Source organism: Coprococcus sp. HPP0074 (genome assembly GCF_964238105.1).
Classification (GTDB): Bacteria; Bacillota; Clostridia; order Lachnospirales; family Lachnospiraceae; genus Faecalimonas; species Faecalimonas umbilicata.
Genome location: NZ_CAXSKS010000001.1, coordinates 1 through 25,037, shown reverse-complemented (window position 1 = coordinate 25,037; position 25,037 = coordinate 1). Strand labels below are relative to the sequence as shown.

Annotated in this window: 28 protein-coding genes and 1 tRNA gene; 3 read left to right on the top strand and 26 right to left on the bottom strand. The window is 43.3% G+C overall.

Annotated features, from left to right (window positions below; genetic code table 11):
• Positions 1–52: 52 nt before the first annotated feature.
• The 8 genes from ACESPO_RS00145 to ACESPO_RS00110 form a co-directional block, all read right to left on the bottom strand.
• Entirely contained in the window at positions 53–529 is a 477-nt protein-coding gene (locus ACESPO_RS00145; RefSeq protein WP_009262076.1) for a methylglyoxal synthase, read from the bottom strand.
• Between the two features lie 110 nt (positions 530–639).
• Positions 640–1,305, bottom strand: coding sequence for an LbetaH domain-containing protein (locus ACESPO_RS00140; protein ID WP_499788430.1), 666 nt, complete (start codon positions 1,303–1,305; stop codon positions 640–642).
• A gap of 21 nt (positions 1,306–1,326) precedes the next feature.
• Complete coding sequence (locus tag ACESPO_RS00135; RefSeq protein ID WP_499788312.1) at positions 1,327–3,375, bottom strand: DNA topoisomerase; 2,049 nt, start codon at positions 3,373–3,375, stop codon at positions 1,327–1,329.
• 6 nt (positions 3,376–3,381) lie between these two features.
• Entirely contained in the window at positions 3,382–4,425 is a 1,044-nt protein-coding gene (locus ACESPO_RS00130; RefSeq protein WP_499788311.1) for an aldose epimerase family protein, read from the bottom strand.
• Positions 4,426–4,449: 24 nt separating this feature from the next.
• Positions 4,450–6,555 (bottom strand): polyphosphate kinase 1, encoded by a 2,106-nt coding sequence (ppk1, locus tag ACESPO_RS00125; protein ID WP_499788310.1) that lies wholly within the window; start codon positions 6,553–6,555, stop codon positions 4,450–4,452.
• A gap of 155 nt (positions 6,556–6,710) precedes the next feature.
• Positions 6,711–7,796: an aspartate-semialdehyde dehydrogenase gene (gene asd, locus ACESPO_RS00120; RefSeq protein ID WP_016438524.1), complete on the bottom strand. Its 1,086-nt coding sequence runs from the start codon at positions 7,794–7,796 to the stop codon at positions 6,711–6,713.
• A 35-nt stretch (positions 7,797–7,831) separates the two neighbouring features.
• Positions 7,832–9,232: an argininosuccinate lyase gene (gene argH / locus ACESPO_RS00115; protein WP_009262082.1), complete on the bottom strand. Its 1,401-nt coding sequence runs from the start codon at positions 9,230–9,232 to the stop codon at positions 7,832–7,834.
• A gap of 111 nt (positions 9,233–9,343) precedes the next feature.
• Positions 9,344–10,033, bottom strand: a complete 690-nt coding sequence (locus ACESPO_RS00110) for an epoxyqueuosine reductase QueH (RefSeq protein ID WP_207637121.1) — start codon at positions 10,031–10,033, stop codon at positions 9,344–9,346.
• A gap of 179 nt (positions 10,034–10,212) precedes the next feature.
• Between ACESPO_RS00110 and ACESPO_RS00105 the strand changes: the two genes are divergently transcribed.
• Both ACESPO_RS00105 and ACESPO_RS00100 read left to right on the top strand, forming a co-directional pair.
• Complete coding sequence (locus ACESPO_RS00105; RefSeq protein ID WP_008975254.1) at positions 10,213–10,980, top strand: ABC transporter ATP-binding protein; 768 nt, start codon at positions 10,213–10,215, stop codon at positions 10,978–10,980.
• Positions 10,967–11,776: an ABC transporter permease gene (locus tag ACESPO_RS00100; RefSeq protein WP_008975253.1), complete on the top strand. Its 810-nt coding sequence runs from the start codon at positions 10,967–10,969 to the stop codon at positions 11,774–11,776. The genes ACESPO_RS00105 and ACESPO_RS00100 overlap by 14 nt, the downstream gene beginning before the upstream one ends.
• Before the next feature lie 102 nt (positions 11,777–11,878).
• Here the strand turns inward: ACESPO_RS00100 and ACESPO_RS00095 are convergent, their stop codons facing one another.
• The 16 genes from ACESPO_RS00095 to ylxM form a co-directional block, all read right to left on the bottom strand.
• Complete coding sequence (locus tag ACESPO_RS00095) at positions 11,879–13,273, bottom strand: MATE family efflux transporter (RefSeq protein ID WP_016438522.1); 1,395 nt, start codon at positions 13,271–13,273, stop codon at positions 11,879–11,881.
• A gap of 77 nt (positions 13,274–13,350) precedes the next feature.
• A tRNA-Thr gene (locus ACESPO_RS00090) sits at positions 13,351–13,423 on the bottom strand.
• 169 nt (positions 13,424–13,592) lie between these two features.
• The gene (locus ACESPO_RS00085; RefSeq protein WP_008975251.1) at positions 13,593–14,465 is read right to left on the bottom strand and encodes a mechanosensitive ion channel family protein; all 873 of its coding nucleotides are present in this window, start codon (positions 14,463–14,465) and stop codon (positions 13,593–13,595) included.
• 47 nt (positions 14,466–14,512) lie between these two features.
• Positions 14,513–15,388, bottom strand: coding sequence for a peptidoglycan editing factor PgeF (gene pgeF, locus ACESPO_RS00080; RefSeq protein ID WP_336305287.1), 876 nt, complete (start codon positions 15,386–15,388; stop codon positions 14,513–14,515).
• Positions 15,389–15,446: 58 nt separating this feature from the next.
• Positions 15,447–15,788 (bottom strand): YraN family protein, encoded by a 342-nt coding sequence (locus ACESPO_RS00075; protein ID WP_016438519.1) that lies wholly within the window; start codon positions 15,786–15,788, stop codon positions 15,447–15,449.
• 17 nt (positions 15,789–15,805) lie between these two features.
• The gene (gene rnhB, locus ACESPO_RS00070) at positions 15,806–16,570 is read right to left on the bottom strand and encodes a ribonuclease HII (protein ID WP_016438518.1); all 765 of its coding nucleotides are present in this window, start codon (positions 16,568–16,570) and stop codon (positions 15,806–15,808) included.
• Positions 16,563–17,132 carry a signal peptidase I gene (gene lepB, locus ACESPO_RS00065; RefSeq protein WP_016438517.1) on the bottom strand — a complete coding sequence of 190 codons (570 nt, stop codon included), beginning with the start codon at positions 17,130–17,132 and terminating at the stop codon, positions 16,563–16,565. Before lepB (ACESPO_RS00065) ends, rnhB begins: the two co-directional genes overlap by 8 nt.
• A 29-nt stretch (positions 17,133–17,161) precedes the next feature.
• Positions 17,162–18,013 carry a ribosome biogenesis GTPase YlqF gene (gene ylqF, locus ACESPO_RS00060; RefSeq protein ID WP_009262119.1) on the bottom strand — a complete coding sequence of 284 codons (852 nt, stop codon included), beginning with the start codon at positions 18,011–18,013 and terminating at the stop codon, positions 17,162–17,164.
• Between the two features lie 22 nt (positions 18,014–18,035).
• Positions 18,036–18,665, bottom strand: coding sequence for a signal peptidase I (lepB, locus tag ACESPO_RS00055; protein ID WP_009262120.1), 630 nt, complete (start codon positions 18,663–18,665; stop codon positions 18,036–18,038).
• Between the two features lie 27 nt (positions 18,666–18,692).
• The gene (gene rplS, locus ACESPO_RS00050) at positions 18,693–19,040 is read right to left on the bottom strand and encodes a 50S ribosomal protein L19 (RefSeq protein WP_008975244.1); all 348 of its coding nucleotides are present in this window, start codon (positions 19,038–19,040) and stop codon (positions 18,693–18,695) included.
• A gap of 99 nt (positions 19,041–19,139) precedes the next feature.
• Positions 19,140–19,877, bottom strand: a complete 738-nt coding sequence (trmD, locus tag ACESPO_RS00045; protein WP_499788309.1) for a tRNA (guanosine(37)-N1)-methyltransferase TrmD — start codon at positions 19,875–19,877, stop codon at positions 19,140–19,142.
• A gap of 3 nt (positions 19,878–19,880) precedes the next feature.
• On the bottom strand, positions 19,881–20,387 hold the full coding sequence (rimM, locus tag ACESPO_RS00040; protein ID WP_174704864.1) for a ribosome maturation factor RimM: 507 nt from the start codon (positions 20,385–20,387) through the stop codon (positions 19,881–19,883).
• Positions 20,388–20,479: 92 nt separating this feature from the next.
• On the bottom strand, positions 20,480–20,710 hold the full coding sequence (locus ACESPO_RS00035) for a KH domain-containing protein (RefSeq protein WP_008975240.1): 231 nt from the start codon (positions 20,708–20,710) through the stop codon (positions 20,480–20,482).
• Positions 20,711–20,733: 23 nt separating this feature from the next.
• Positions 20,734–20,979, bottom strand: coding sequence for a 30S ribosomal protein S16 (rpsP, locus tag ACESPO_RS00030; RefSeq protein WP_008975239.1), 246 nt, complete (start codon positions 20,977–20,979; stop codon positions 20,734–20,736).
• Between the two features lie 45 nt (positions 20,980–21,024).
• Positions 21,025–22,374, bottom strand: coding sequence for a signal recognition particle protein (gene ffh / locus ACESPO_RS00025; RefSeq protein ID WP_008975238.1), 1,350 nt, complete (start codon positions 22,372–22,374; stop codon positions 21,025–21,027).
• A 1-nt stretch (position 22,375) separates the two neighbouring features.
• Positions 22,376–22,720 (bottom strand): YlxM family DNA-binding protein, encoded by a 345-nt coding sequence (gene ylxM / locus ACESPO_RS00020; protein ID WP_009262122.1) that lies wholly within the window; start codon positions 22,718–22,720, stop codon positions 22,376–22,378.
• A 197-nt stretch (positions 22,721–22,917) separates the two neighbouring features.
• On the opposite strand from ylxM, the gene yaaA reads away from it, so the two are divergent.
• Complete coding sequence (yaaA, locus tag ACESPO_RS00015) at positions 22,918–23,661, top strand: peroxide stress protein YaaA (RefSeq protein ID WP_336305286.1); 744 nt, start codon at positions 22,918–22,920, stop codon at positions 23,659–23,661.
• Positions 23,662–23,678: 17 nt separating this feature from the next.
• Here the strand turns inward: yaaA and ACESPO_RS00010 are convergent, their stop codons facing one another.
• Together ACESPO_RS00010 and ACESPO_RS00005 are read right to left on the bottom strand one after the other, a co-directional pair.
• Complete coding sequence (locus tag ACESPO_RS00010) at positions 23,679–24,491, bottom strand: S8 family peptidase (protein ID WP_009262124.1); 813 nt, start codon at positions 24,489–24,491, stop codon at positions 23,679–23,681.
• A 94-nt stretch (positions 24,492–24,585) separates the two neighbouring features.
• On the bottom strand, positions 24,586–24,774 hold the full coding sequence (locus ACESPO_RS00005) for a hypothetical protein (protein ID WP_016438514.1): 189 nt from the start codon (positions 24,772–24,774) through the stop codon (positions 24,586–24,588).
• Between the last annotated feature and the right edge of the window lie 263 nt (positions 24,775–25,037).

The window sequence follows — 25,037 nt, the reverse complement described above, 5'->3', positions numbered from 1 at the left end:
CAGTCCCCACAAGCAGGATATGAGATAGCTAAAATAGCAGGGATTTCCCCTGCTATTTCAGCTTCTCTACTCTCTCCTGCACCGTCTTATTAAAATTCTCTACTTTTCGATTATATGGTTCATTCATATATTTTGAATGCAACATAAAGTCTGCCGTCGCCAGATTGTTTGCAATCGGAATGTCATATACGACTGCGATACGCAAAAGTGCCTTCACGTCTGGATCATGTGGCTGCGCTTCTAACGGATCCCACAAAAAGATCATAAAATCAATATTTCCCTCAACAATTTTTGCACCGATCTGCTGATCTCCGCCAAGCGGTCCACTGTTATATCCCTTAACCGGAAGTCCTGTTTTTTCAGCGATCAACCGGGATGTCGTCCCTGTTCCACAGAGAAAATGTCCTTTTAAAATCTCTTTATTCTTATCGCACCACTCTACCAGTTCTTTTTTCTTTCCATCATGTGCAACTAATGCAATATGTTTTGCCTTTCCAATCTCAAATGTAACATAATCATCCTGTAACATAAGCGTCCTCCTTTTATTTAGACTTTTTCTCTTTCTTCTACACAAGCCGCAGCTTTTTCAATCGCGTTTCAGCTTTATTATACACAATTTTTCTCTATTTAGGAAGCCCCTTACTGTTTTTCGACAATCTCGCCTTGTTTTTTGTAAATACTTCCCGCTGGAATCACTCCGCGCACCATGGAAAGAGGATAAATGTTTGTATGACTTCCAATCACACTTCCTGGATTCAGCACACTTCCGCAGCCGACTTCCACCTCGTCCCCCAGCATTGCCCCGAATTTTTTCAATCCAGTCTCAATCGTCTTCTCGCCGACTTTCACTTTCACAAGTGATTTATCTGACTTTACATTTGATGTCACTGCCCCGGCACCCATATGAGATTTGTATCCAAGAATTGAATCGCCAACATAATTATAATGCGGTACCTGTACTTTATTGAATAAAATTACATTTTTTAACTCTGTGGAATTTCCCACAACAGCTCCTTCTCCCACGATAGCATTTCCCCGGATAAATGCACAATGTCTGATCTCCGCCTCTTTTCCGATGATCGCCGGACCATAAATACTTGCAGTTGCTGCAACCTTTGCTGATTTTGCAACCCAGATATCCTCTCCTATCTTCTCATATTCCGTCTCTGGCAATGTGCTGCCAAGTTTCACGATAAATGCTCCAATCTTTGGAAGCACTTCCCACGGATATGTCACTCCCGCAAAAATCTCACTGGCAATAGTTTCTTTCAATGTATACAGTTCTGTTACTGTCATCTGCTCCATATCTTCTTTCCTTTCCATCTTCTAATCTGGTTTCCCATGTCTCTGTTTGAAATGAACATCTTTCTTTGCTGTCATTTTCGGTTTCTGATAAAATCCAGCAGCCCTGTCATAGCAGGCGCGCAGCTGATATTGATTATTCAATCCCAATACCCCATTTGTATGATTCTGTACAAACCGTTCCAGCTTCACCATATATTCCTCCGGGGTAATCTCTCCCTCTGCCACATAGTTCAAGCCTTTCTCCCAGCTCGCTGTCAACTCAGGATTTAAAAGAGAGCGGATCGAATGTCCAACTACATCAAACACCATCTCCCCGAGAAGCGTCGGAGTGATGATCTGTGTCTTCTTATTCAGCGCGAGATACTTAATATGTATCAACTTCTTTAAAATTTCTGCCCTCGTCGCACTTGTGCCAATGCCGCTTCCTTTTATCTGCGCACGCAGTTCCTCATCTTCAATCAGCTGTCCGGCATTCTCCATCGCAAGGATGATCGAACCAGAATTATATCGTTTCGGAGGAGATGTCTCCCCCTCTTTAATCTGAAACCCTTGCACATTTAACTGCATCCCTTTCCGCAGTTTCTGTACAAGAGAAAATAGATCTTCATCTTGATTTTCATTGTCCTCGCCTGCATCCTCCCCTTTTTTTGTCCCCGGCACACCTGTTACTTTCAAATACCCTTCTTCTGCAAGTACTTTAAAAGAAGAGAAAAACTGTTCTTCCTTCCGCTTGGTCACAATACTTACTTTCTGATATACTGCCGGCGGATAAAAGATGCTTAAAAATCGTCTGACAATCAGATCATATACCTGTCTGGCAGTCGGTGCTACCGCCTGCAATGCAGGAAGTCCTTGTCCGGTTGGAATGATCGCATAGTGATCTGTAATCTGCTTGTCATTGACATAGCGAGTTTTCTCTAGCCCTTTGTGACTTCCAAACCGTAAAATATCAGATAGAAACGGTCCTGCCATCTCATATTTAGAAAGACCATTCAGATTTTTATGAATCTCTTTTGCAACCGCAGTCGACAGCACACGCGCATCAGTTCTCGGATATGTAACCAGTTTTTTTTCATAGAGTTCCTGTACAATCCGGAGTGTCTCATCCGGGCTGATTTTAAACCGTTTGGAACATTCATTTTGAAGCTCTGCCAAGTTGAACAACAACGGCGGATTTTTCTTCTCCTTTTTCTTCTCGATGGAGAGGATCTCACAAGTGAGCGGAAGCGGCTGACTCAAATAAGCGATCAACTCCTCGGCCTTCTCTCTCTTCTGAAATCCATTTTCCTTGTAGAGGTCAAACGATTCAAAATACCGTGAGCCTTTGACTGCCCTCCACTCACCTTCAAATGTCTGTCCTTCCACATCAACCGTAGAGATTACACGGAAAAACGGTGTCTTGACAAACTCGCGGATTTCCCTTTCTCTCCGGACGATCATGCCAAGAACACATGTCATCACTCGTCCAACCGAAAGCACTGTATAGTTGGTTTGCAAGTAATTCGAGATGCTGTTTCCATACTTTAGTGTCAGCAATCTCGAAAAATTAATCCCCATCAGATAATCTTCTTTTGCCCGCAGATAAGCAGATGCACTCAGATTATCATAATTTTCCAGTGGCTTTGCCTCCTGGATCCCACGAAGAATTTCCTCCTCTGTCTGGGAATCGATCCAGACACGCTTCCTCACTTTTCCTTTCACTCCTGCCATCTGCTCTACCAGACGGTAAATATATTCTCCTTCTCGTCCGGAGTCGGTACATACATAGATGGTATCCACATCTTCTCTTGTCAGCTGTTCCTTTACAATCTGAAACTGCTTTGCAACCGCCGGAATGACTTCATACTTAAATTCCTTTGGAAGAAATGGAAGCGTATCCAGCCTCCATCTCTTCAACTTCGCATCATATACTTCGGGATAACTCATCGTGACAAGGTGTCCAACACACCATGTTACGATTGCACTGTCCGCCTCCAGATATCCGTCTTTTCGTCTTGTATTCAATTTTAATGCCTTTGCAAATTCCTGTGCGACGCTTGGCTTCTCCGCAATATATACTGATTTTCCCATGTGTACCTACTTTACTGTAAAATGATATGCCGTTGTTGTATGATATGTGCTGCCGGCTTTGCAGACTGGACCTTCAAAGTGCTCTTTGTGGATCGCATCCGGAAAATACTGCGTCTCAAAACATGCACCGCTTCTCTTTCCATAGCAGATTCCCTCTTTTCCTTCTTCATGTTCCACAAAATTAGCAGTGTAAAACTGCATACCCGGAAGATCCGTCCACACTTCCATTCCAATACCACTTTCTGCTCCTTCCATCTCTGCCACCTTACGGTAAGTACCCGGATGGTTCAGTACCCAGTTGTGATCATATCCATTTCCAAGCCGAATTGCCTCATAATCGCTTTCAATCTCTTCGCCGATCATCTTGCCGGAACGGAAATCCATCGGTGTTCCTTCCACCGGAACGATCTCTCCGGTCGGGATCGATTCTGCATCTGCTCTCGTAAATGTATCTGCATCAATCCAGACACTCTGGGCAAGCACATCCTTTTTCTCATGCCCGTCAAGATTAAAGTAACTGTGGTTTGTCATATTCAGAATCGTGTCCTGATCCGGCACAGCGTAGTACTCAATTTTCACCGTGTCATCTTCAGTCAGTGTATATGTCACTTCGATTTTCACTGTTCCTGGATATCCTTGATCTCCGTCTCTGCTCTCCAGTGCAAATGTAAGTTGATTGTTGTCCTCTTTTATCACATCCCAGATACGGACATTGAAGAAATCCATCCCACTGTGCAGATTATTACCATTATTATTTTGTGCAAGAGTGTAAGTCTTTCCATTCAGCTCAAAAGAAGCTCCCCCGATCCGGTTCGCACATCTCCCGACAATTGCCCCAAAAAACTTACTTGCCTCTTCATATTTCTGTGGCGTATCATATCCAAGCACAACATCTTTTGGAGTTCCATTTTTATCTTTGACGATCACCTTTACTAACGTCGCTCCAAGATCAGTCACCGCAATCTTTGTCCCATGCTGATTGGAAATTGTGTAAAATGAAACACTGTTCCCTTGTTTTGTTGTTCCAAATACTGTTTTCTCTATACTCATCGTTCTTCTTCCTCTCTGCTCTGCTTATTTTTTATGAAAAATTTCAAGAAATCTTCGGATCACTTTTGGCTCTCGCCTCTTTTCTGACGGTCTTTCCTGAAGCGCCTCCCGCATAAATACTTCCTGCGCATTCACCTCACGCTCTCTTATTTCTTTCTTTTTATATGTCCCGTTACTTGTCAGGATACGGGCCTTCACATTGTCCGACAGCATGACCTTCAAAAGATGGTTTAGTTGCCGTTTCACTATCGGATCATAGACCGGACATGCAACTTCTACCCGCTTTTCTGTATTTCTTGTCATCATGTCCGCGGAACCAATGTAGATCTTTTGCTCCTCCCGGACCCCGAAACTAAAAATTCTGGCATGCTCCAGGTAGCGCCCGACAATACTGATCACTCGTAAATTTTCCGTTTCCCCTTCAATCCCCGGTAGAATACAGCAAATTCCCCTCACGATCAGATCGATTCTGACTCCCGCTCTGGAAGCCTCGGCAATTTTCTCAATGAAATCCATATCGGTTACCGAATTCATCTTCATGACAATCCTGCCATTTGTCCCCTTTGCGATCTCCCTATCGATCAACAGGAGAATCTTCTGTTTTAAACTTGTTGGCGCTACGATCAGTTCTTCATATCTTCCGTCAAGATTACTGATTGACATATTTTTAAAGAATTCAGCTGCATCTTCCCCGATACTCCGACTGGATGTCATCAGAGAGACATCCGTATACATCTCCGCTGTCTTCTCGTTATAATTTCCCGTCCCAATCTGAGTGATATACTGTATCTCATTCCGATGGCGGTAGGTGATCAGACAGATTTTAGAGTGTACTTTGTATCCCTCAAATCCATAAATCACCCGGCATCCCGCCTCCTCAAGCCTTTCAGACCAGTCGATGTTATTCTGCTCATCAAATCTTGCCCGCAGTTCGATCAGCACTGTCACTTCTTTTCCGTTCTCTGCTGCTGCACACAGATACTCTACTAGCCTTGTCTTTCGTGCAAGGCGGTAAATCGTAATCTTAATCGTCATGACATTCGGATCCGCGGACGCCTCTTTGATCAGACGGAGAAACGGTTCCATACTCTCATATGGATAAGAAAGCAGAATATCTTTTCTTCGAACCTGCTTCATCATACTGCCTTCCTCCACCATCTTCGCCATCTGCGGAGAAAATGGCTCATACGCCAGTGCACGCTTCATAGAATCTGGCGCCTTATCGATCACTGAGAACATAAACCCGAGCTTCATCGGCACTTTTGTACGAAAAATCTGTTTCGGTGTAATGTTAAATTTACTGCAAAAATACTGTTCCCGCTCTTTACTGAGACTCTCTGCCACTTCAAGACGGACAACCGCCATTCTTCTCCGCTTATGTAATGTCTTTTTCATCCGGTAACGGAAATCATCATTGATATCAAACGCTTCATCATCCGGAGAAATGTCTGCATTCCTTGTCACACAGATATAATTTCGATCTGAGATCTCATACTGACTAAAAATCAGTTCCAAATACTCCATGATCACTTTTTCCATGCGAATATATCGAATGTCATGTCCGGGAAGATATAAGATATCAGAAATAAACTGCGGTACCGGTACAATTCCAAGTAACGATCTGCCATTCTCCTTCAAGGTTGCCGTCACATATATTTCATTGTTCAAAAGATGTGGAAATGGGTGGTTTGGATCTACGATCTGAGGTGACAAAAGCGGAAGGATCTGCTCTCTGAAATATTTTTTTACAAACTTCTTCTCTTGCTGTTCCAGCTCCTTGAAAGACAACCCACAGATTCCATACGGACTTAACTGTTTCTTGATCTCCGCGTATGTCTTCTCCCGCTCTTTATAGAGCGGTGCAACCGCCGTATAGATTTTGTCCAACTGCTGCCTTGCACTCCATCCGGTCTTATCGTCAATATGATTTTCTCCCATCATTCCCATATCATAGAGACTTCCTACCCGGATCATAAAAAACTCATCCAAATTGCTCGTAAAGATTGCGACAAACTTCATCCGCTCCAAAAGCGGCACTGTCGGATCCTGTGCTTCCTGAAGCACGCGCTCATTGAACCGGAGCCAGGACAATTCTCTGTTCTGTGTGTAATTCAATAGTTCTTTTCTCATTTGAACACCTTCCTCTTTTCGCAGTTCCAATCTTTCTTTATCAATTTTCAGTATAACAAATTTCTTATTTCATTTCCATACCCTGCCCCAAACTCCTCCAGAAAGAGAAAAAAGAGGTTCTGCAAAACTGCGGTTCCCCTTCTCTCTTTTCCTTTCTATTTTGCCTTGATATATCCTTTTGCAGTCAGTGTTTCTGCACAGAGCACAGCGCCTCCTGCTGCACCTCTGACTGTATTATGGGAAAGCCCGACAAACTTATAATCGTACACGGTATCTTCTCTTAAACGTCCAACTGAGATTCCCATTCCCTTCTCAAAATCTACGTCCAATTTTACCTGCGGGCGGTTGTCTTCCTCAAGATACTGGATAAACTGCTTTGGCGCACTTGGAAGTTCTAACTCCTGCGGCAGGCCACGGAATGTTACAAGCTTTTCAATCAACTGTTCTTTTGTTGGCTTCTTTGCAAATTTCACAAACACTGCAGCTGTATGTCCATCCAGAACCGGAACACGGATGCACTGTGTTGTAATAACAGGACTGCTTGCTTTTACAATCTCACCATCTTTGATCTGTCCCCAGATTCTAAGCGGTTCCTGCTCACTTTTTTCTTCTTCTCCACCGATAAATGGAATGATGTTCTCCACCATCTCCAGCCACTCTGCAAATGTCTTTCCTGCACCTGAAATCGCCTGATAAGTCGTCGCCACAACCTCTGTCGGCTCAAATTCCTTCCATGCAGTCAGCACCGGTGCATAACTCTGGATAGAACAGTTTGGCTTTACTGCCACAAATCCTCTCTCTGTTCCAAGCCGTGCTTTCTGCGCTTCAATGATCTCAAAGTGTTCCGGATTGATCTCCGGGATCACCATCGGCACATCTTTTGTCCAGCGGTGTGCACTGTTATTTGATACAACCGGTGTCTCAGTCTTTGCATAAGCTTCCTCGATTGCCTTGATTTCTTCCTTGGACATATCCACTGCGCTGAATACAAAATCAACACCCGCTGCAACTTTCTCTACTTCATTGACATTCATGACTACTAAACTTTTCACTGATTCCGGCATCGGTGTCTGCATCTTCCAGCGGTCTCCAACCGCCTCCTCATACGTTTTCCCTTCTGATCTTGGGCTGGCTGCCACTGTCACTACTTCAAACCATGGATGATTTTCCAAAAGAGAAATAAATCTCTGTCCTACCATCCCCGTTGCTCCAAGAATTCCTACTCTTAATTTTCTCTCCATCTTTCTTTCCTCTCTTTACTAAACCATTATATTTATCAATCCTGTGCGGAAAACGTATCCGACTGGGACAAATATCGCTTCTGCAGAGAAATCACCTGCTCCATCGCTTCCCGCCCCGGTGCACCAAATGTCTTGCGCTTCTCCACACAAGTCTTCAGACTGATCGCATCATAAATATCTTCCTGAAATACCGGGGAAATCCTCTGATATTCTTCCAAACTCATCTCTTCCAATGAAATTCCCTTCTCAATGCAGCTTAACACAAGCTGTCCGACAATCCCATGTGCATCCCGAAATGCTACGCCATGTCCTACAAGATAATCTGCTGCATCTGTCGCATTGGTAAATCCGTTTTTCGCGCTTCTTTCCATCTGTTCCTTCTGAAATCTCATCGTGCGGAGCATATCTGTAAACAACATCAGACATCCCTTTGCCGTATCGATCGCATCAAAAGCAAGCTCTTTGTCTTCCTGCATGTCCTTATTATAAGCAAGCGGCAATCCTTTCATTGTCACAAGAAGTGACATCAACGCTCCGTAAACACGTCCTGTCTTTCCACGAACAAGTTCTGCAATATCCGGATTCTTCTTCTGCGGCATAATGCTGCTTCCGGTACTGTATGCATCATCAATTTCAACAAACTGGTACTCATTGCTGTTCCAGATAATAACCTCCTCTGAAAAGCGGCTTAAATGCATCATAACCGTAGACAGTGCGGCTAAAAATTCAATCAGATAATCTCTGTCTGCCACAGAATCCATACTGTTCCATGTGGCACCTGCAAACCCTAACAGTTCCGCTGTATACTCTCTATCCAACGGATATGTGGTACCAGCCAGAGCTCCAGAGCCAAGCGGACAGTAATTCATTCTCCGGTAAACATCCTTCATACGGGCTCGATCTCGCTTAAACATTTCAAAATAAGCACCCATATGGTGTGCCAATGTGATTGGCTGTGCTTTCTGCAGATGAGTAAATCCCGGCATGAACGTATCGATATGTTCTTCCATGATTCCAAGCAGTACCTCTAACAACTCCTTCAAAAGATGATCCGTCGCATACACTTCATCTCTGATATAAAGCTTCATATCGAGGGCAACCTGATCATTTCTGCTTCTTCCAGTATGTAATTTCTTGCCAGGTTCTCCGATCCGCTCGATCAAAGTCGCCTCCACAAAACTATGAATATCTTCATATTTCTCTGAAATCGCAAGAGAACCGTCTTCTATATCCCTCAAAATTCCTTCCAGACCGGAAATCATTTTCCGTTGTTCTTCTTCTGTCAGAATCCCTTGCTTTGCCAACATCATCACATGCGCGATGCTGCCTCTAATATCCTGTGCATAAAACCTTTTGTCAAAAGAAATCGATGCATTGAACTGATATACCATCTGATCTGTTTCTTTTGTAAATCGTCCTCCCCACAATTGTGCCATATTTGTTCCTCTTTTCTGTTGCTTATTTTTCATAGTCTATCATATTTTTGTATAATTTTCCAATATTATCTTCTCTTTTTACATATTTTTTCTTTCTCTTTTAGGATTTTTTTACATATTTTCACTTTTTAGCATTTCTTTCTTCTGAGCTTCTCGCTCTTGTTTTGAGAAGATACAGCCACAGTAATCCTGCCGGTAAAGTCCATACAATCCCGATAATTCCACCGAGCGACGGTATCCATTCTTCTTCTTAAAATCAGACAGAAGATAAGGAACCCCTATCTCTTCTCCGATCCGCTCTCCAATTTCATTTAACTTTGCAGCATTTTTCATCGGGCTGATACTAAGTGTCGTTGTAAAATAATCAAAATTGCCCTTTTTCGCTTCCCTTGCCGCCTCCAAAAGTCTCAGTTCATAGCAGCGAAAACATCGCCTGCCGCCTTCTTTTTCTCTCTCCATCCCTTTTACCGCATCATAAAACAGCTGTTTATCATATTCTCCCGCCAGAAAAGAGATTGGATATTTCGCCGGGAGTTTCTCAATCAGTTCCTTTTGTTCCTGTACCCGCTTGTCATATTCGGTATCCGGATAAATATTCGGATTGTAATAGAACACTGTAATATGAAAATACTGAGACAAATACTCCAGCACATAACTACTGCAAGGTGCACAACAGCTATGAAGTAACAAAGATGGGACTCTGCCATCTTTTTCAAACTGTTTTAACAAGTTCTCCAACTCTTTCTGATAATTTCTCTTTGGCTGTCCCGATATCTTCCGGTTTTCTTCCTTTTGATTCATCCTCCCACCATCTGTTCTTTCTTTCATTTTCTTCACCCTTTGCCCTTTTTCTTTTATTTCTCCTGCTGATATTATACACAACTGATCAAAAAAAACAATCCGCGTTTTTCTGATTGCTCTATCGCCGCACCATTTTCTTTCTTTTGCATAAATTGGATAGAAACAGACTGGAGGCTTTTATGGAAACTATATTAGAATTTCAAAATGTCAGTTATGCCTACCACACGCTGGATGGCGAGACACCTGCTTTAAGCCACATCTCCTTTTCGGTAAAAAAGGGAGAATTTATTGCTATCGTCGGTCCATCTGGCTGCGGAAAATCCACACTCTTATCACTGATCGCAGGGCTGCTCCAACCGGAGGAAGGGCAGATTCTGATCCATGGAAAATCCGTAGAGCTGCGCAATGCCAACATTGGGTATATGCTTCAGAAAGATCACCTGTTTGAGTGGCGCTCCATCTATCGGAATATCATCCTTGGCCTGGAGATCCAGCACAAATTGAACAGCCAGACAAAAGAGAAAGCAAACGAACTGCTAGCCACTTATGGACTGCAAAACTTTGCCAAAGCAAAACCTTCTGAGCTCTCCGGAGGTATGCGGCAGCGCGCTGCCCTTATCCGCACACTGGTCCTTGATCCAGATCTTCTCCTTCTCGACGAACCATTCTCTGCTCTGGATTATCAGACTCGTCTGACGGTTGGAGATGATATCGGACAAATTATCCGAAAAGAAAAAAAGACAGCGATTCTTGTCACTCACGACTTATCAGAAGCAGTCAGCCTTGGAGATCGCGTCATCGTCCTTTCTGCCCGTCCCGCCTCTATTCAACAGACGATCCCGCTTCACTTTGATATGCAGGAAGATACTCCTCTTCTTCGCAGAAATACACCGGAATTTAAAACATATTTCAATCTTGTCTGGAGGGAACTAAATGGAAGTGAATGAGATGTCCGTAAAACAACAGGAATTTTTAAAAGGCAGACAGAAGCACCGGACCATCGTCTCTGTCTTCCGGGTTCTGATCTTGCTTCTCTTTTTTATCCTCTGGGAGATTTCCTCTGCAACTGGACTGATCGACTCGTTTATCTTCAGCAGTCCTTCAAAAATTGTCCGCTGCTTCTGGAATATGGTGTGCGATCGAAGCATCTTCCTCCACGTTGGTGTCACCGTATATGAGACAATCGTAAGCTTCCTTCTTGTTATCTTCATTGCTCTGCTCTGTGCCGTTCTTCTCTGGTTCAGTCCGAAGCTTTCCGAGATTATGGAACCTTACCTTGTCGTGCTGAACAGCCTTCCAAAATCTGCACTGGCACCCCTTCTGATCGTATGGCTCGGCGCCACTCAAACAACGATCATTGTCTCTGGAATGTCTGTTGCAATCTTTGGAAGTATTTTAAGCCTATATACAAGCTTTCATACTGTCGATCAAGAGAAAATCAAACTCATCTATACGCTGCACGGTACCAGATTCCACGCTCTCACAAAAGTTGTAATCCCTCATTCCATTCCGGCAATCATCAGCAATATGAAGGTCAACATCGGACTCTGCCTCGTCGGAGTGATCATCGGAGAATTCCTTGCAGCACGAAACGGGCTTGGTTACTTGATCATTTACTCCAGCCAGGTCTTTAAGCTCGACTGGCTCCTGATGGCTATCGTCCTCCTTTGCATTCTCGCAATGTTCCTATATGCCTGCATCAACCTGCTTGAAAAGCTATACCTCGGAAAACGCCACTCTTGATCACTACTATTGCAAAGAGCCCCTTTTCAATACGAAAAAGAGGGAACCTCTCGCCTTTCGAGAAAGTTCCCTCTTTTTTTCAAACATCATTGGATATTTTTGTTATTTCTCCATACTTCCCAATGCTTTTTTCTTCCATTTTCCACGTTTGTAAAAGTAAAATGTAATCAACGCACCCAGCACCCAAGAGCAAAGCAACGAAATGAAAACGCACTCAGACCGTCCATTTGGCAATTCTGGTGTTCTTGTGATCCAGGAAATTCCATAGGCAACCGGTACACGGATTAGCACTGTCGTCACAAGCGAGATCCACATCGGCGTCATCGTATCACCTGCCCCACGCATCACTCCGGACAAGCACTGAGTTGCCCCCATCGCAATATATCCAACCGCAAGAATACGCATCATCCGCATGCTGAGATCAACAAGCTCCTCAGTCTCTGTAAAAATTCCCATCAGATATTTCCCAAAGATCAAAATCAGCCCGGTAATAGTCGCCGATACTCCCATTGCAATCAGAGTTCCCTGCTTTGCTCCCCGGTTGATTCTATCATATTGTTTTGCTCCTGCATTCTGTCCGGCATAAGTCGTCATCGCTGTTCCAAAAGAAAAGTTTGGCATCATCGCAAACCCATCAACGCGCATAATGATTACATTTGCTGCAATGAACATCTCCCCGAAACTATTTGTCAATGACTGCACAATAATCATTGCCATTGAAAAAATTGCCTGTGTCAAGCCGGAAGGAAGTCCCAGGCGGATAATCTGTGCCGTATGTTCTCTGCTCATTTTTAAGTGATGTTTTCTAAACTCAAAAATTTCCTTCATATGCATTAATTTCCATAAACAAAGCACCGCAGAGACAAACTGAGCGATCACTGTCGCGAGGGCAACCCCCGCTACTCCCATATCAAACACTGCAACAAATAAAAGATCCAGACCAATATTCAATACCGTTGCAACAAGCAGATAAACGAGTGCCGACACAGAATCTCCAAGACCCCTCAGCACACCACTTAATATATTATAATAAGCCATGCCTGCAATCCCGACCATCATAATGATCAGATAGGAAGTACACCAGTCGATAATGCTTGCCGGTGTGTGGAGCATTTCCAACATCGGTCGCACGACAAATGGAGAAACAATCATCAGAGCTATTGCAACAATCGCTGTCAGCGTCACACATCCTCCGATTGTAGATGATAATTCTTCCCTTTCTTTCGCCCCAAAATACTGGGCAACCATAATACTCACCCCAACTGAAATTCCAATAAACAGTACGATCAGCAAGTTCAAAATCGGGCTGGCACTTCCCACGGCTGCCAGAGCATTATCTCCGACATAGCGTCCCACAATAATACTATCCACCGTATTGTATAATTGCTGCGCAATATTTCCGATCAACATCGGAATCGTAAACAGGACAATCTTTTTCCATGGTGTTCCTTCTGTCATGTCTGTCGGTGTAAACAATTTTTTCCACATTTGTTTCATTTCCCTCACTCCCTCTTTCGTTTTGTTCTGTAATAAAAAAGCAGATATAGACTCTCACCTATATCTGCCTGCCATTCAGCTGAAAATCGGACTTGAACCGACGACCCCTTCATTACGAGTGAAGTGCTCTACCGACTGAGCTATTTCAGCACGATATGATATATTGTATTTATTTTCTGCAAACTTACTTTTCTCTGCAAGTTGCTACGAACTATAGTATAATAAAAATTTTCTGAAAAGTCAAGTTTTTTTATTAAAAAACGGCAAAAAGTGGAAGAGATTGGGAACTTTTTGCCGCCTTTCTTATACTGCTTTTCTATTAGCTTTCTTTTTGAATATGAACATCCATTTGCGGATAAGGAATGTTGATCCCCTGTTCATCCATCGTCAGTTTGATTTCCTCCAACAATCTCCATCTGGTCGGCCAATAATCATCGGTTTTCACCCAGGACTTTGACCCGATCACAACAGAACTTTCTGCCAGTTCATCAACATACACTATGATTTCTTCATCTTTTAAAATACTCTCATCTTCAAGAAGAAGAGATTCGATCACTTCCTTTGCCTTCCGCAAATCTGACTCGTAGGAAATCCCTACTTTAATCTCCAAGCGCCTCTTCTCTTTTGCTGTCACATTTGTCAGACTATTATTAGACAGCGCACCGTTTGGAATAACGATCATCCGATTGTCAACCGTTGATAACTTTGTATAGAAAATTTGAATTTCCTTTACCGTTCCTTCATTTCCAGTTCCACTTTCAATAATATAATCTCCCACTACAAACGGTTTCAAAAGAAGGATCAAAACTCCTCCCGCAAAGTTTGAAAGACTTCCTTGGAGCGCCAGACCGATAGCAACACCTCCGGAAGCAAAGAGCGCTGCGATCGATGTCGTATCTACTCCGAAATTTGCCACAAGACTAAAGATCAGAATACAATAAAGCACCACTTTTAACATTGAATCTACAAACTGCTCTACCCCTTTATCTACGTTTGCCCGATTTAAAGATGCTCTGACTAATTTCTGTACCCACCGGATCAGCTTTCTTCCGATAAAAAAGCAGATCAATGACAACACTACTTTCAGACCAAAATTAATGATGTTCGGAATCTGAGAATTGACATATTCGACCAACCGGTTTACATCTTTTGCTGCTTCTTCTACATTTTCTGCTGCTGTTTCCATATCCATAGATGACCTCCTCTTTCGCGCTGTAAATTTAGTTTATCTTCCACTGTTTATTCTAACATAAGAAATGCCCCAAGGTTTCCTCTCTTCCCCTGTGATGCCCGATGCGAAAACAGGAGTTCACTGTTGCAGCAAGTACAGATATTTGTCACTGCAATCTGCTCCTTCGGGATTCCTGCCTCCTGCAGCACAATGCGATTTGCCTCCCAGAGATTTAACTGGTATTTGCCGTTTTCTTTTTCATAAAATAATTTTTCCCAGTATTTCTCATCATAGTTTTCCCAAAACTGCTCAACAACATCTTTGCTGACCTCATAGCAATCCTGACAAATCGACGGTCCGACTGCCGCGACAACATCCTTTGGATCTGTTCCATACAGTTCTGTCATTTTCTCCACCGTCACTTTTCCGATCTTTCCAACCGTGCCCCTCCATCCAGAATGGCTGAGCCCAATCGCTTTTTTTACCGGATCCACGAAAAAAAGCGGCACACAGTCTGCATAAAAAGTAGCAAGGCAAAGTCCGGGCTCATTTGTCACAAGCCCATCCACATCCTTAAGCCCTCCCGCGCATCCCGTAATACATGCCTGCGGAAATAAAAATCCTTTTCCTGCATCGTCTTTTGTTACTTTCCGAACATTCGTTGTATGTGTCTGCGCAGAAAAGACATACTGCTCTGGCGAAATCTCAAGCACTTCTGCCATCCGGTAAAAATTCTCCCGCACTGCTTCCGGATCATCTCCCCGGGAAAAACTTAAGTTCATCGAGGCATAGATTCCCTCACTGACTCCTCCAAGTCTTGTAGAAAATGCGTGTCTCACACACTTCGTATGTTCTAAAAGCGGGTAGGACAGATAGGTTACGCCCGCTTTTTCTTTTACTTCCAATACATTTCTTTCGTCTGTTTTCTTCCAACGATTCTCCAATGCTCTCTCCTCCCTTTATTTTTTGTTAAACATCTGTGCACCATATTTATCCTGGTTCTCAAAATGCATCCCGGATCAGACAGATCTCCCGTCCTAAAATACTAATCACATCGAAGCGACAAGGCATTTCTCCTATCCCATACTCCTGCAAGTATGCTGCCGCACATTTGTAGATTGTTTGCTGCTTCTTGATTCCGACTGCCTCCGCCGGTTCTCCTTTTCTCGTATCCGAGCGATACTTAACCTCACAGAATACAAGCACCTCTCCGTCTTTCGCAATTAGGTCAATCTCCCCGTATCTGCACCGATAATTACAGGAAAGTATCTGAAAGCCACATGCTTCCAGATACTCTGCTGCCATTTTCTCATACTCCCTTCCGATCTGTCGCTGATTCCCCATAAAATGCTTTCCTCTCTTTAGATGAAATTGTGGATAAAACTACGACGATGGATCGGTGTCGGTCCATATTTTTTCAATGCTGCGATATGCTCTGACGAGCCATACCCTTTGTTCGATGCAAATCCATATCCAGGAAGTACCTCCTCATATTCTGTCATCAGCCGGTCTCTTGTCACCTTCGCCACAATACTTGCCGCGGCAATCGAAACACTTTTGGCATCTCCTTTGATGATCGGCACCTGGACAATATGCGGAGGAATCATCGGAATTGTAACTGCATCATTTAGAAGGACATTCGGCTCCACACAAAGCTTCCCTACAGCCTCCCGCATTGCCTCATACGTTGCCTGAAGAATATTGATCTCGTCAATCCGTGCAGGACTTACAATTCCAATCCCAACAGCTACTGCCTCCCGCATGATCACCTCATAGAGTTCTTCCCTGCGTTTCTCCGTCAATTTTTTGGAATCATTGAGATAAAGAATCTGGCTGTCTTTTGGAAGGATTACAGCCCCTGCCACGACCGGACCTGCAAGCGGACCTCTTCCAACTTCATCGATCCCGCAGATAAATGCTGCGTCCCGGTATTTGTTCTCATAAGATTTCATCGCCTCAATGCGGGCAATCTCCGCCGCAAGCTTTTCTTCCTGCTTTTTGTATTTTGCGATCAGAGCAGTCACGCCTGCCCTCGGATCATCTGCATATTGTTCATACAGTACCTTTCTTTCACAATCATCTGCCTGAGAAAATTCCTGCTGTATTTCCCGAATGCTCTTACTCATGTTTTATCACTCCAAACTCTGAAAATGGCCAGATCCGTACCCACGCTCTTCCAACAAGATCTTCTCTCTTTAAAATACCAACTCTGGAATCTCTGCTGTCCATGCTGTGGTTCCGGTTGTCGCCCAGTACAAAATATTCATCTTCTCCAAGTGTCACCGGCACTTCGGCGATCCCTGCATCCTGCATCACTTCTGCTCCATACTCCTCACCGAGTATCTGTCCGTCAATGTAGACTTCCCCATCGATAATCTGTATGGTTTCCCCCGGCATTCCGATAATCCGCTTAATATAGTATGTATTTTCCTGATACTGATACGGAAAGACAATAATGTCATACCGCTCCGGATTCCGGAACCGGTAAGAGATTTTGTCCACAATGAGATTGTCACCATCACTCAAGGTCGTTTCCATCGAGGAACCGGTAACACGCGTACGCTGTCCAACAAATGTAATCACAAGATATGTCAGACCAAAAATAATCAGTATATATACCAGCCAGCCAAGAAGTTCCTTAAAAATATTTTTTTCTTCTGCTAAATACTTTTCTTCATCGCTTTTCATTTCTTACCGCCTTCTTCCTTCCGCTTTTTCTACTCATAGTCTTCCGGAAATTCCAGCGTGATCCTTCCAAGCTTTCCACTCCGGAAGTCGTCAATCAGCAGGATTGCGGCCTTATTTGTGTCAAGTTCATTTCCTTTCACAAGACAATGTCTGCTTTCTGCAATTCTTCTCAGGCACTCATAGGAGTCTTCACTGATCTCTACGCTATATTTTTCTTCCAGAACGCCCGGATATTTCTCTGTCAGAAAAGTGATCATCTCCATCGCAAGTTCTTCTGTATTTAAAATCTCATCCTTAATCGAACCGATAAACGCGAGCCGAAGTCCCACTGTCTGATCTTCAAATTTCGGCCAGAGAATTCCCGGTGTATCGAGAAGTTCTACGTTTTTATTAAGACGGATCCACTGTTTTCCTTTTGTGACGCCTGGCTTATTTCCAGTCTTCGCGCATGCTTTGCCTGCAAGAGCATTGATAAATGTCGACTTTCCGACATTTGGAATCCCGACAACCATTGCCCGCACCGGACGATTTAAGATACCGCGCTTTCTGTCACGCTCAATTTTTTCTTTACATGCCTCCTGAATTACGCCTTGAATCGACTTGATTCCGCCTCCTCTTTTCGAGTTTACTTTTACAACTGAAAAGCCTTTTTCCTTAAAGTATTCTGCCCAGGCATCATTCTGTTTTTCTTCCGCAAGGTCTGACTTATTCAAAAGAATCAGCCTCGCCTTATTTTTTCCAAGCTCATCAATGTCTGGATTCCGGCTGCTCACCGGAATTCTGGCATCAACCAATTCGATCACAAGATCGATCAATTTTATATTTTCCTGCATCATACGTTTTGCTTTCGTCATATGACCCGGATACCATTGAAAATGCATCTCTTTTACCTCTATCTTTCTATCAGTCTTTTATCAATCCAAAATGTTGTGTCGGCAACATGACAAACCATGCTTTTCCTTCTATCTCAGAGCGTTTCACTGTACCGATATCCGCCTCTCTGCTATCTTCACTCGCCGCCCGGTTATCTCCAAGTACAAAATACTCATCGCCTCCAAGCACCAGCTCTTCCCCGGCAATCCCGGCATCTCTGATCTCTGTTGTCTGGAAATCCTCTTTTAACTTCTCTCCATTAATATAAACAGCATTATCCTTCAATTGGATCGTTTCCCCGGGAAGTCCTACAATGCGCTTGATCGAAGCATGGGCATTTTCATTCCCATTTGGCCGGAACACAATAATATCATTCCGCTTCGGTGTGCTTGTGTCATAAATCAGTCGATTGACAAGCACAATGTCCCCATTATGCAGCACCGGATTCATCGAATCGCCAATATTGCTGACCCGCTGTCCCCAGTACCATACAAGCACAAAGGCGATGATACATACAATCGCGATCTGCATACTCCATACCAGACCATTGCGGATTTTCTTTATATATTCTCTCTTCCTGCTTCTTCTGATTCCGTATCTTTTCATTCGCACCTCTGTGTCTGTCTTTCTTGATGATAGAACAAAAGGGACAACATACATTCCGTACTTTGTCCCTTCCTCTTGTTACTATTTTACTAATTCTTTTACTTTTGCTTTCTTACCAACGCGGTCTCTTAAGTAGTTCAGTTTCGCTCTTCTTACTTTACCTCTGCGAACAACTTCTACTCTCTCTACGTTTGGTGAGTGTAATGGCCAAGTTTTCTCAACACCGATTCCGTTAGAATTCTTTCTAACTGTAAATGTTGCTCTTGTGCTTCCACCCTGTTTCTTCAGAACTGTTCCTTCAAAAACCTGGATTCTTTCACGGTTACCTTCTTTAATTTTTGCGTATACTTTTACAGTATCACCTACGTTAAATTCAGGTACTTCTGCCTTTAACTGCTCAGCTTCAATTTTCTTAATAATATCGTTCATCTTGTGTGACCTCCTTATTATTTGGACGTTCCTAATACATGATTTGTATCAGAGGACCATCTCTTTACTTCACAACACGTTACATTTTATCATGCTCTATTATATTTTGCAAGTTTTTTTCTCTTTTTCTGTAAGTTCTGCCTTATCCAGCAAATCCGGCCTTCGTTGCCATGTTCTCAAGATCGACTGTTCTCTTCTCCACTTTTCCACGTTGGCATGATGTCCGGACAGAAGGATCGGCGGCACTTGCTTGTCATGCCAGATTTCTGGTCTTGTATAATGCGGATATTCCAACAGATTATCCTGAAAACTCTCAAATTCTGCCGAAGTATCATTGTGCAGAACTCCCGGGATCAGACGGGATACCGCATCAACAATTACCATAGCTGGAAGTTCTCCTCCGGTCAGTACATAGTCTCCGATGGAGACATAATCTGTCACGATTTCTTCCAACACTCGCTCGTCAATTCCTTCATAATGACCGCACAAGAGAATCAGATCTTCTTCTTTCGCAAACTCCTCTGCCATACTCTGGGAGAAAGTCCCCCCCTGCGGTGAAAGATATACGACACGTGTACGCCCTTCTTTTCCAGTGCGTTCTTGGATAGAATCTTCCACCGCGCGGTATGCGCCGTACACCGGCTCTGCCTGCATCAGCATACCCGCTCCGCCTCCATATGGATAATCATCCACCCGATTATGTTTATTATTCGCATAATCCCGGATATTAACAGCCTCTACCGAAAGCAGATTATTTGCCATTGCTCTTCCAGTAATACTTGTCCCAAGTCCATTTAAGACCATCTCCGGAAATAATGTCAGTATATGAAAATGCATCTTTTATACCAGCCCTTCTAACAGATGAATTGTCATCTTCTGCTCTTCGATATCCACATTAAGAATGCACTGTTTGATTGCCGGCACAAGGACTTCTTTTCCATCCGTCGTGTCGATGATATACACATCGTTTGCCCCGGTTTCCAGCACGTCACGGAGCGTTCCGAATTCAGCTCCATCTTCGGTAAATACATGCATTCCAATCATATCAGCAATAAAATATTCATCTTTTTTTAATTTTACCGCATCTTTTCTGTCTACGAGAAGACTTTTCCCCTTATACTTCTCGATGTCATTTATATTATCAATCCCTTTGAATTTCAAAATCGCAAACTGTTTAAAAAACTTCACCTGCTCCACTTCCAAAGGCAACTGCTCTTTTCCTGTATCTAATAACACATGCTTCAGCTTCTTGAAGCGCTTCACATCATCTGTGGTAGGAAATACTTTTACTTCTCCCCTGACACCGTGCGTGCTTGAGATCACTCCGACCTGAAATTGTTGTTCCATAAGATCTTTCTCTGCCTGTGCTTTCTTATTTCCACCCGGCAGATGCTCCTTTCCTGCTTCCAATGAATCCTTTTAAAAAAATAGATACCGCTCTACTGAGCGATATCTACAACTACTTTCTTATCTTCCTTCGCAGCTGCTGCCTTTACAACAGAACGGATCGCCTTTGCAATTCTTCCCTGCTTTCCAATTACTTTTCCCATATCTGCATCAGAAACATGTAACTCGATCACAGTTGTCTTTCCCTCTGTTTTCTCTGTAACTACAACACCGCTCGGATCATCTACTAATGCTTTCGCAATTACTTCGACTAATTCTTTCATCACGCGCACCTCCGCGGCTCAGATTATTTTTCGATTCCAGCTGCTTTGAAAATCTTTCCAACTACTTCTGTTGGCTGAGCTCCGTTGTTTAACCATTTCTTAGCTGCTTCCTCGTCTACTTTGAAAGCGCTTGGCTCCTGATTCGGATCATATGTTCCGATTTCCTCGATAAATCTTCCGTCTCTTGGAGATCTTGCATCTGCTACAACGATTCTATAAAATGGTGCTTTCTTCTGTCCCATTCTTTTTAATCTGATTTTTACTGCCATTTCATTCACCTCTTCATCTTTCTCTTAAAATTTGTTATCTATGTGCTAAAAAGGAAGCTTGAATCTGCCTTTTTTACCACCTTTGCCGCCCATTAAATTCGGAAGCTGCTTCATCATCTTCTTGGACTGTTCAAACTGCTTGATCATGCGGTTGACTTCACTGATATCTACTCCCGCACCCTTCGCAATTCTATGCTTCCTTGATGGGTTTAAAATCTCTGGATTCCGGCGTTCTTTCACAGTCATAGAATAAATGATCGCTTCCATCTGTGCCATCTTCTTCTCGCCTTCCTCAGAATCAAATCCCTTCATCTGTGCCATGTTCATTCCCGGCATCATACTGAGGATACTGGACAGACCGCCCATTTTTTTCATCTGATTCATACTTTCCAGATAATCTTCAAAATCAAACTGGGCCTTCTTAATCTTCTTGCCCATCTCTCTTGCTTTGTCTTCGTCAATGTCTTCTCCGACCTTCTCGATCAGGCTGAGTACATCTCCCATACCAAGAATACGGGATGCCATACGATCTGGATAAAACTGCTCCAAATCAGAAAGTTTCTCACCCATTCCGACATAAAGAATCGGCTTTCCTGTGACTGCACGAATGGAAAGTGCAGCACCGCCTCTTGTATCTCCGTCAAGCTTTGTCACAATGACACCATCAATTCCAATCTTCTGATTGAAATCATTTGCCACATTAACCGCATCCTGTCCTGTCATCGCATCGACTACAAGGATTGTCTGATGAACTTCCACATGTTCTTTGATTTCCTGAAGTTCTTCCATCATCTCCTCATCGATATGAAGACGTCCTGCCGTATCGAGGATCACGACATTGTTTCCATTTTTTGCAGCATGTTCCATCGCTGCTTTGGCGATATTAACCGGCTTATGATTCTCACCCATCGAGAATACTTCCACGCCCTGCTTCTCACCGTTCACCTGTAACTGCTTAATCGCTGCCGGACGATATACATCACACGCAACAAGAAGTGGCTTCTTCCCTTTCAGCTTCAGCTTTCCTGCAATCTTCGCTGTTGTCGTCGTCTTACCGGCTCCCTGAAGACCCGCCATCATAATAACAGTGGTCGCCTGTCCCGGCTGCAGCTGAATCTCAGTCGTCTCAGATCCCATCAGACGGATCAACTCTTCATTTACAATCTTGATCACCATCTGTCCCGGATTCAAACCGTTCATCACGTCCTGACCGACTGCACGCTCCTGCACATCTTTCACAAACCCTTTGACAACTTTGAAGTTAACATCCGCCTCTAAAAGCGCCATCTTCACTTCCCGCAGTGCAAGCTTAACATCCTCCTCGGTCAGACGTCCCTTGCTTCTCAGGTTCTTAAATACATTTTGAAGTTTTTCAGTTAAACTGTCAAATGCCATACTACAACTCCTCTAAGATTTCCGAAGAAATCCCTTTAATCTCTCGGATCAGCTCTTCTGTACTGATCTTTTCTTGCTCTTCTAACAATGTATTCATGCGGTGAACTTTTTCCTTAACGGAAAGAAATCTCTCTACAAGATGGAGCTTCGACTCATATCCCTCCAGTGTCTTGTTGCACCGTTTGATCAAATCGTGTACGCCCTGCCTGCTGATTCCCGCATCTTCTGCGATTTCACTCAAAGATAAATCCTCCAGCACGAACTGCTCATATATATTTTTCTGATGTGCTGTCAAAAGCTCTCCATAAAAATCATACAGCAATGCCTGTTCTAAGATCTCATTCATTTTTATCACCTTTGGTATCATATAACAAAAAAAATGTGGTGTCAAGTATTTTTTCTTGACACTGATGATTTTCTGCAAAATCAGCACCTTTCATAGCAGAGAAGTTCTTGCACCGCCCTCTTTTTTTGTGCTACAATCCAGACGAAGAACATTTACAAACATTACTTGAAATCGATATCTATGGAGGATTTATTTCTATGAAAATCATCATTTCCCCGGCAAAGAACATGAAACCGGCCCAATCCGAAACGATACCGCGTTCGCTGCCCGCTTATCTTTCCCATACACAGGAGATCATCAAGGTGCTGCGTACCTATTCCCCGATGGATCTTGAGATTCTTATGCGGATCAATCCATCCTTGGCACTGGATGGCGCCGACCGGATCCAGACAATGAAATTTGATCAGAACGGTACTGCCGCCATCGAAACTTATGATGGAATCCAGTATAAATATATGAAACCACTCACCTTTTCTGACTCTGACAAAGAGTATGCTCAAAAGACGATCCGCATTTTAAGCGGCGCTTATGGAATATTAAAGCCTTACGACAGTATTTACGAATACCGATTGGAAATGCTCACAAAACTAAATGTTGCCGGCACGAAGAACCTTTATGAATACTGGTCTGACCTTCTCTATCAGGATCTCACTGCATCCGATGACCGGATCGTCAATCTTGCCTCTGAGGAATATGCAAAATGTATCCGAAAATACGTCAAAGCTCCGGTTCGTTTTCTCACCTGCTCTTTCAAAGTCCGGAAAAATGGAGTGTACAAGACACTCGCCACTGCCGCCAAGATGGCACGCGGTCAAATGGTTCACTATATCATCACAAACCGGATTTCTGATTTTGAAAAATTAAAAGAGTTCGACACTGACGGCTACTTCTATGAGCCTTCCCTCTCCTCTGACTCCGAATTCGTCTTTTTACAGCGCTGATTTTTTACAGCGCTGTCTTATTCCTTCAACAACTTCTCTACATTCAGCAGTCCCCATCCTTGTTCATTCTGAGGTCTTCCAATATCAATACTGCTCTCCCGAAGCCGTAGTTTCACTTCTACATTAGACATATCCGGATATTTTGATAACAAAAGCGCGATAGCACCACTCACGACTGGCGTGGACATGGAGGTTCCGCTCTTCATTGTATACGGTTTCTGTCCTTTTTCTCTGTATCTTGCATTGCAGGATGTGATGTAGCTTCCCGGAGCAAGAAGATCCGGCTTCACCACACACTCCGCAGTAGGACCTCTGCCCGAATAACTTTTTCTCTTTTTCTTTCCCTCTTCCATATAAAACTGATCATCGCAGGAACCGACCGTGATCACTTTCTTGCTGATTCCCGGCGAGGTAATACTGCCTGGACGCGGTCCATAATTGCCTGCTGCAGTCACTACTACTATTCCCACGTCCCAAAGTGCCTCCACTGCCTGCACCAGCTTTTCTGCCCCCTCTTCATTGACACTCGGCAATGTCCCCACAGAAATATTTACAATGCGGATTTGAAAACGAGCCCGATTTTCCAGCACCCACTGGATCCCATGCAGAACATTTCCGATATTTCCATTTCCTTTCTCATCCAATACTTTCACAACTACCAGCTGACACTTCGGCGCCATTCCCTCATATCTGCCCCCGGACATTCTTCCACTGCCGCCAATGATTGAACTAACATGCGTCCCATGCGAATTGTCATCGTAAAGTTCCGTTCTGCCATGCAGCATGTCTGCAAACGCAACAATTCTGTCATCAAAATCCGGATGGCGCACAATCCCCTCTTGTGTCAAATAATTGCACAAAGATCATCGATTATTTCCCCTGAATCTTTCATCTCCTCTTTTTTATTCTTTCATGTTCAACTTCTTAAAGTCTGCAATAATTGATAAACTCCATTTTATCCGGAATTTTATCAGCGAACTGCCTCTTCTTTTCCTTATAAAACCGTTTATATATAGCTTCTCTCAGAATCTGTACATCACATCGAAACTCCGGGAATTCTTTCTTTAACTTTATAGTCACCTGATCTGCCTCTTCTTTTTTAACCTGTGCCAAAAAACAGCTTCTCCATTTTCGGTGATAATTCCTATTACCGTAAAAGGAGAAAAGAGAGACTTATTGACTGCAATAATATCTAAAACAATTTTTCGCGGAACATATACTTCCTTTACGAAAAACCAGTTTTCAGAATAATAAAAATCAAACGGATCCGATACGTCCTCCATCACAAATCGGTTAAACTGGTCCTATGTCAAGAAAAAGTACAAATTAAATGTAACCAATTTTCCCTTTTTTTGTAATTGTTAACTCGCTAAGTT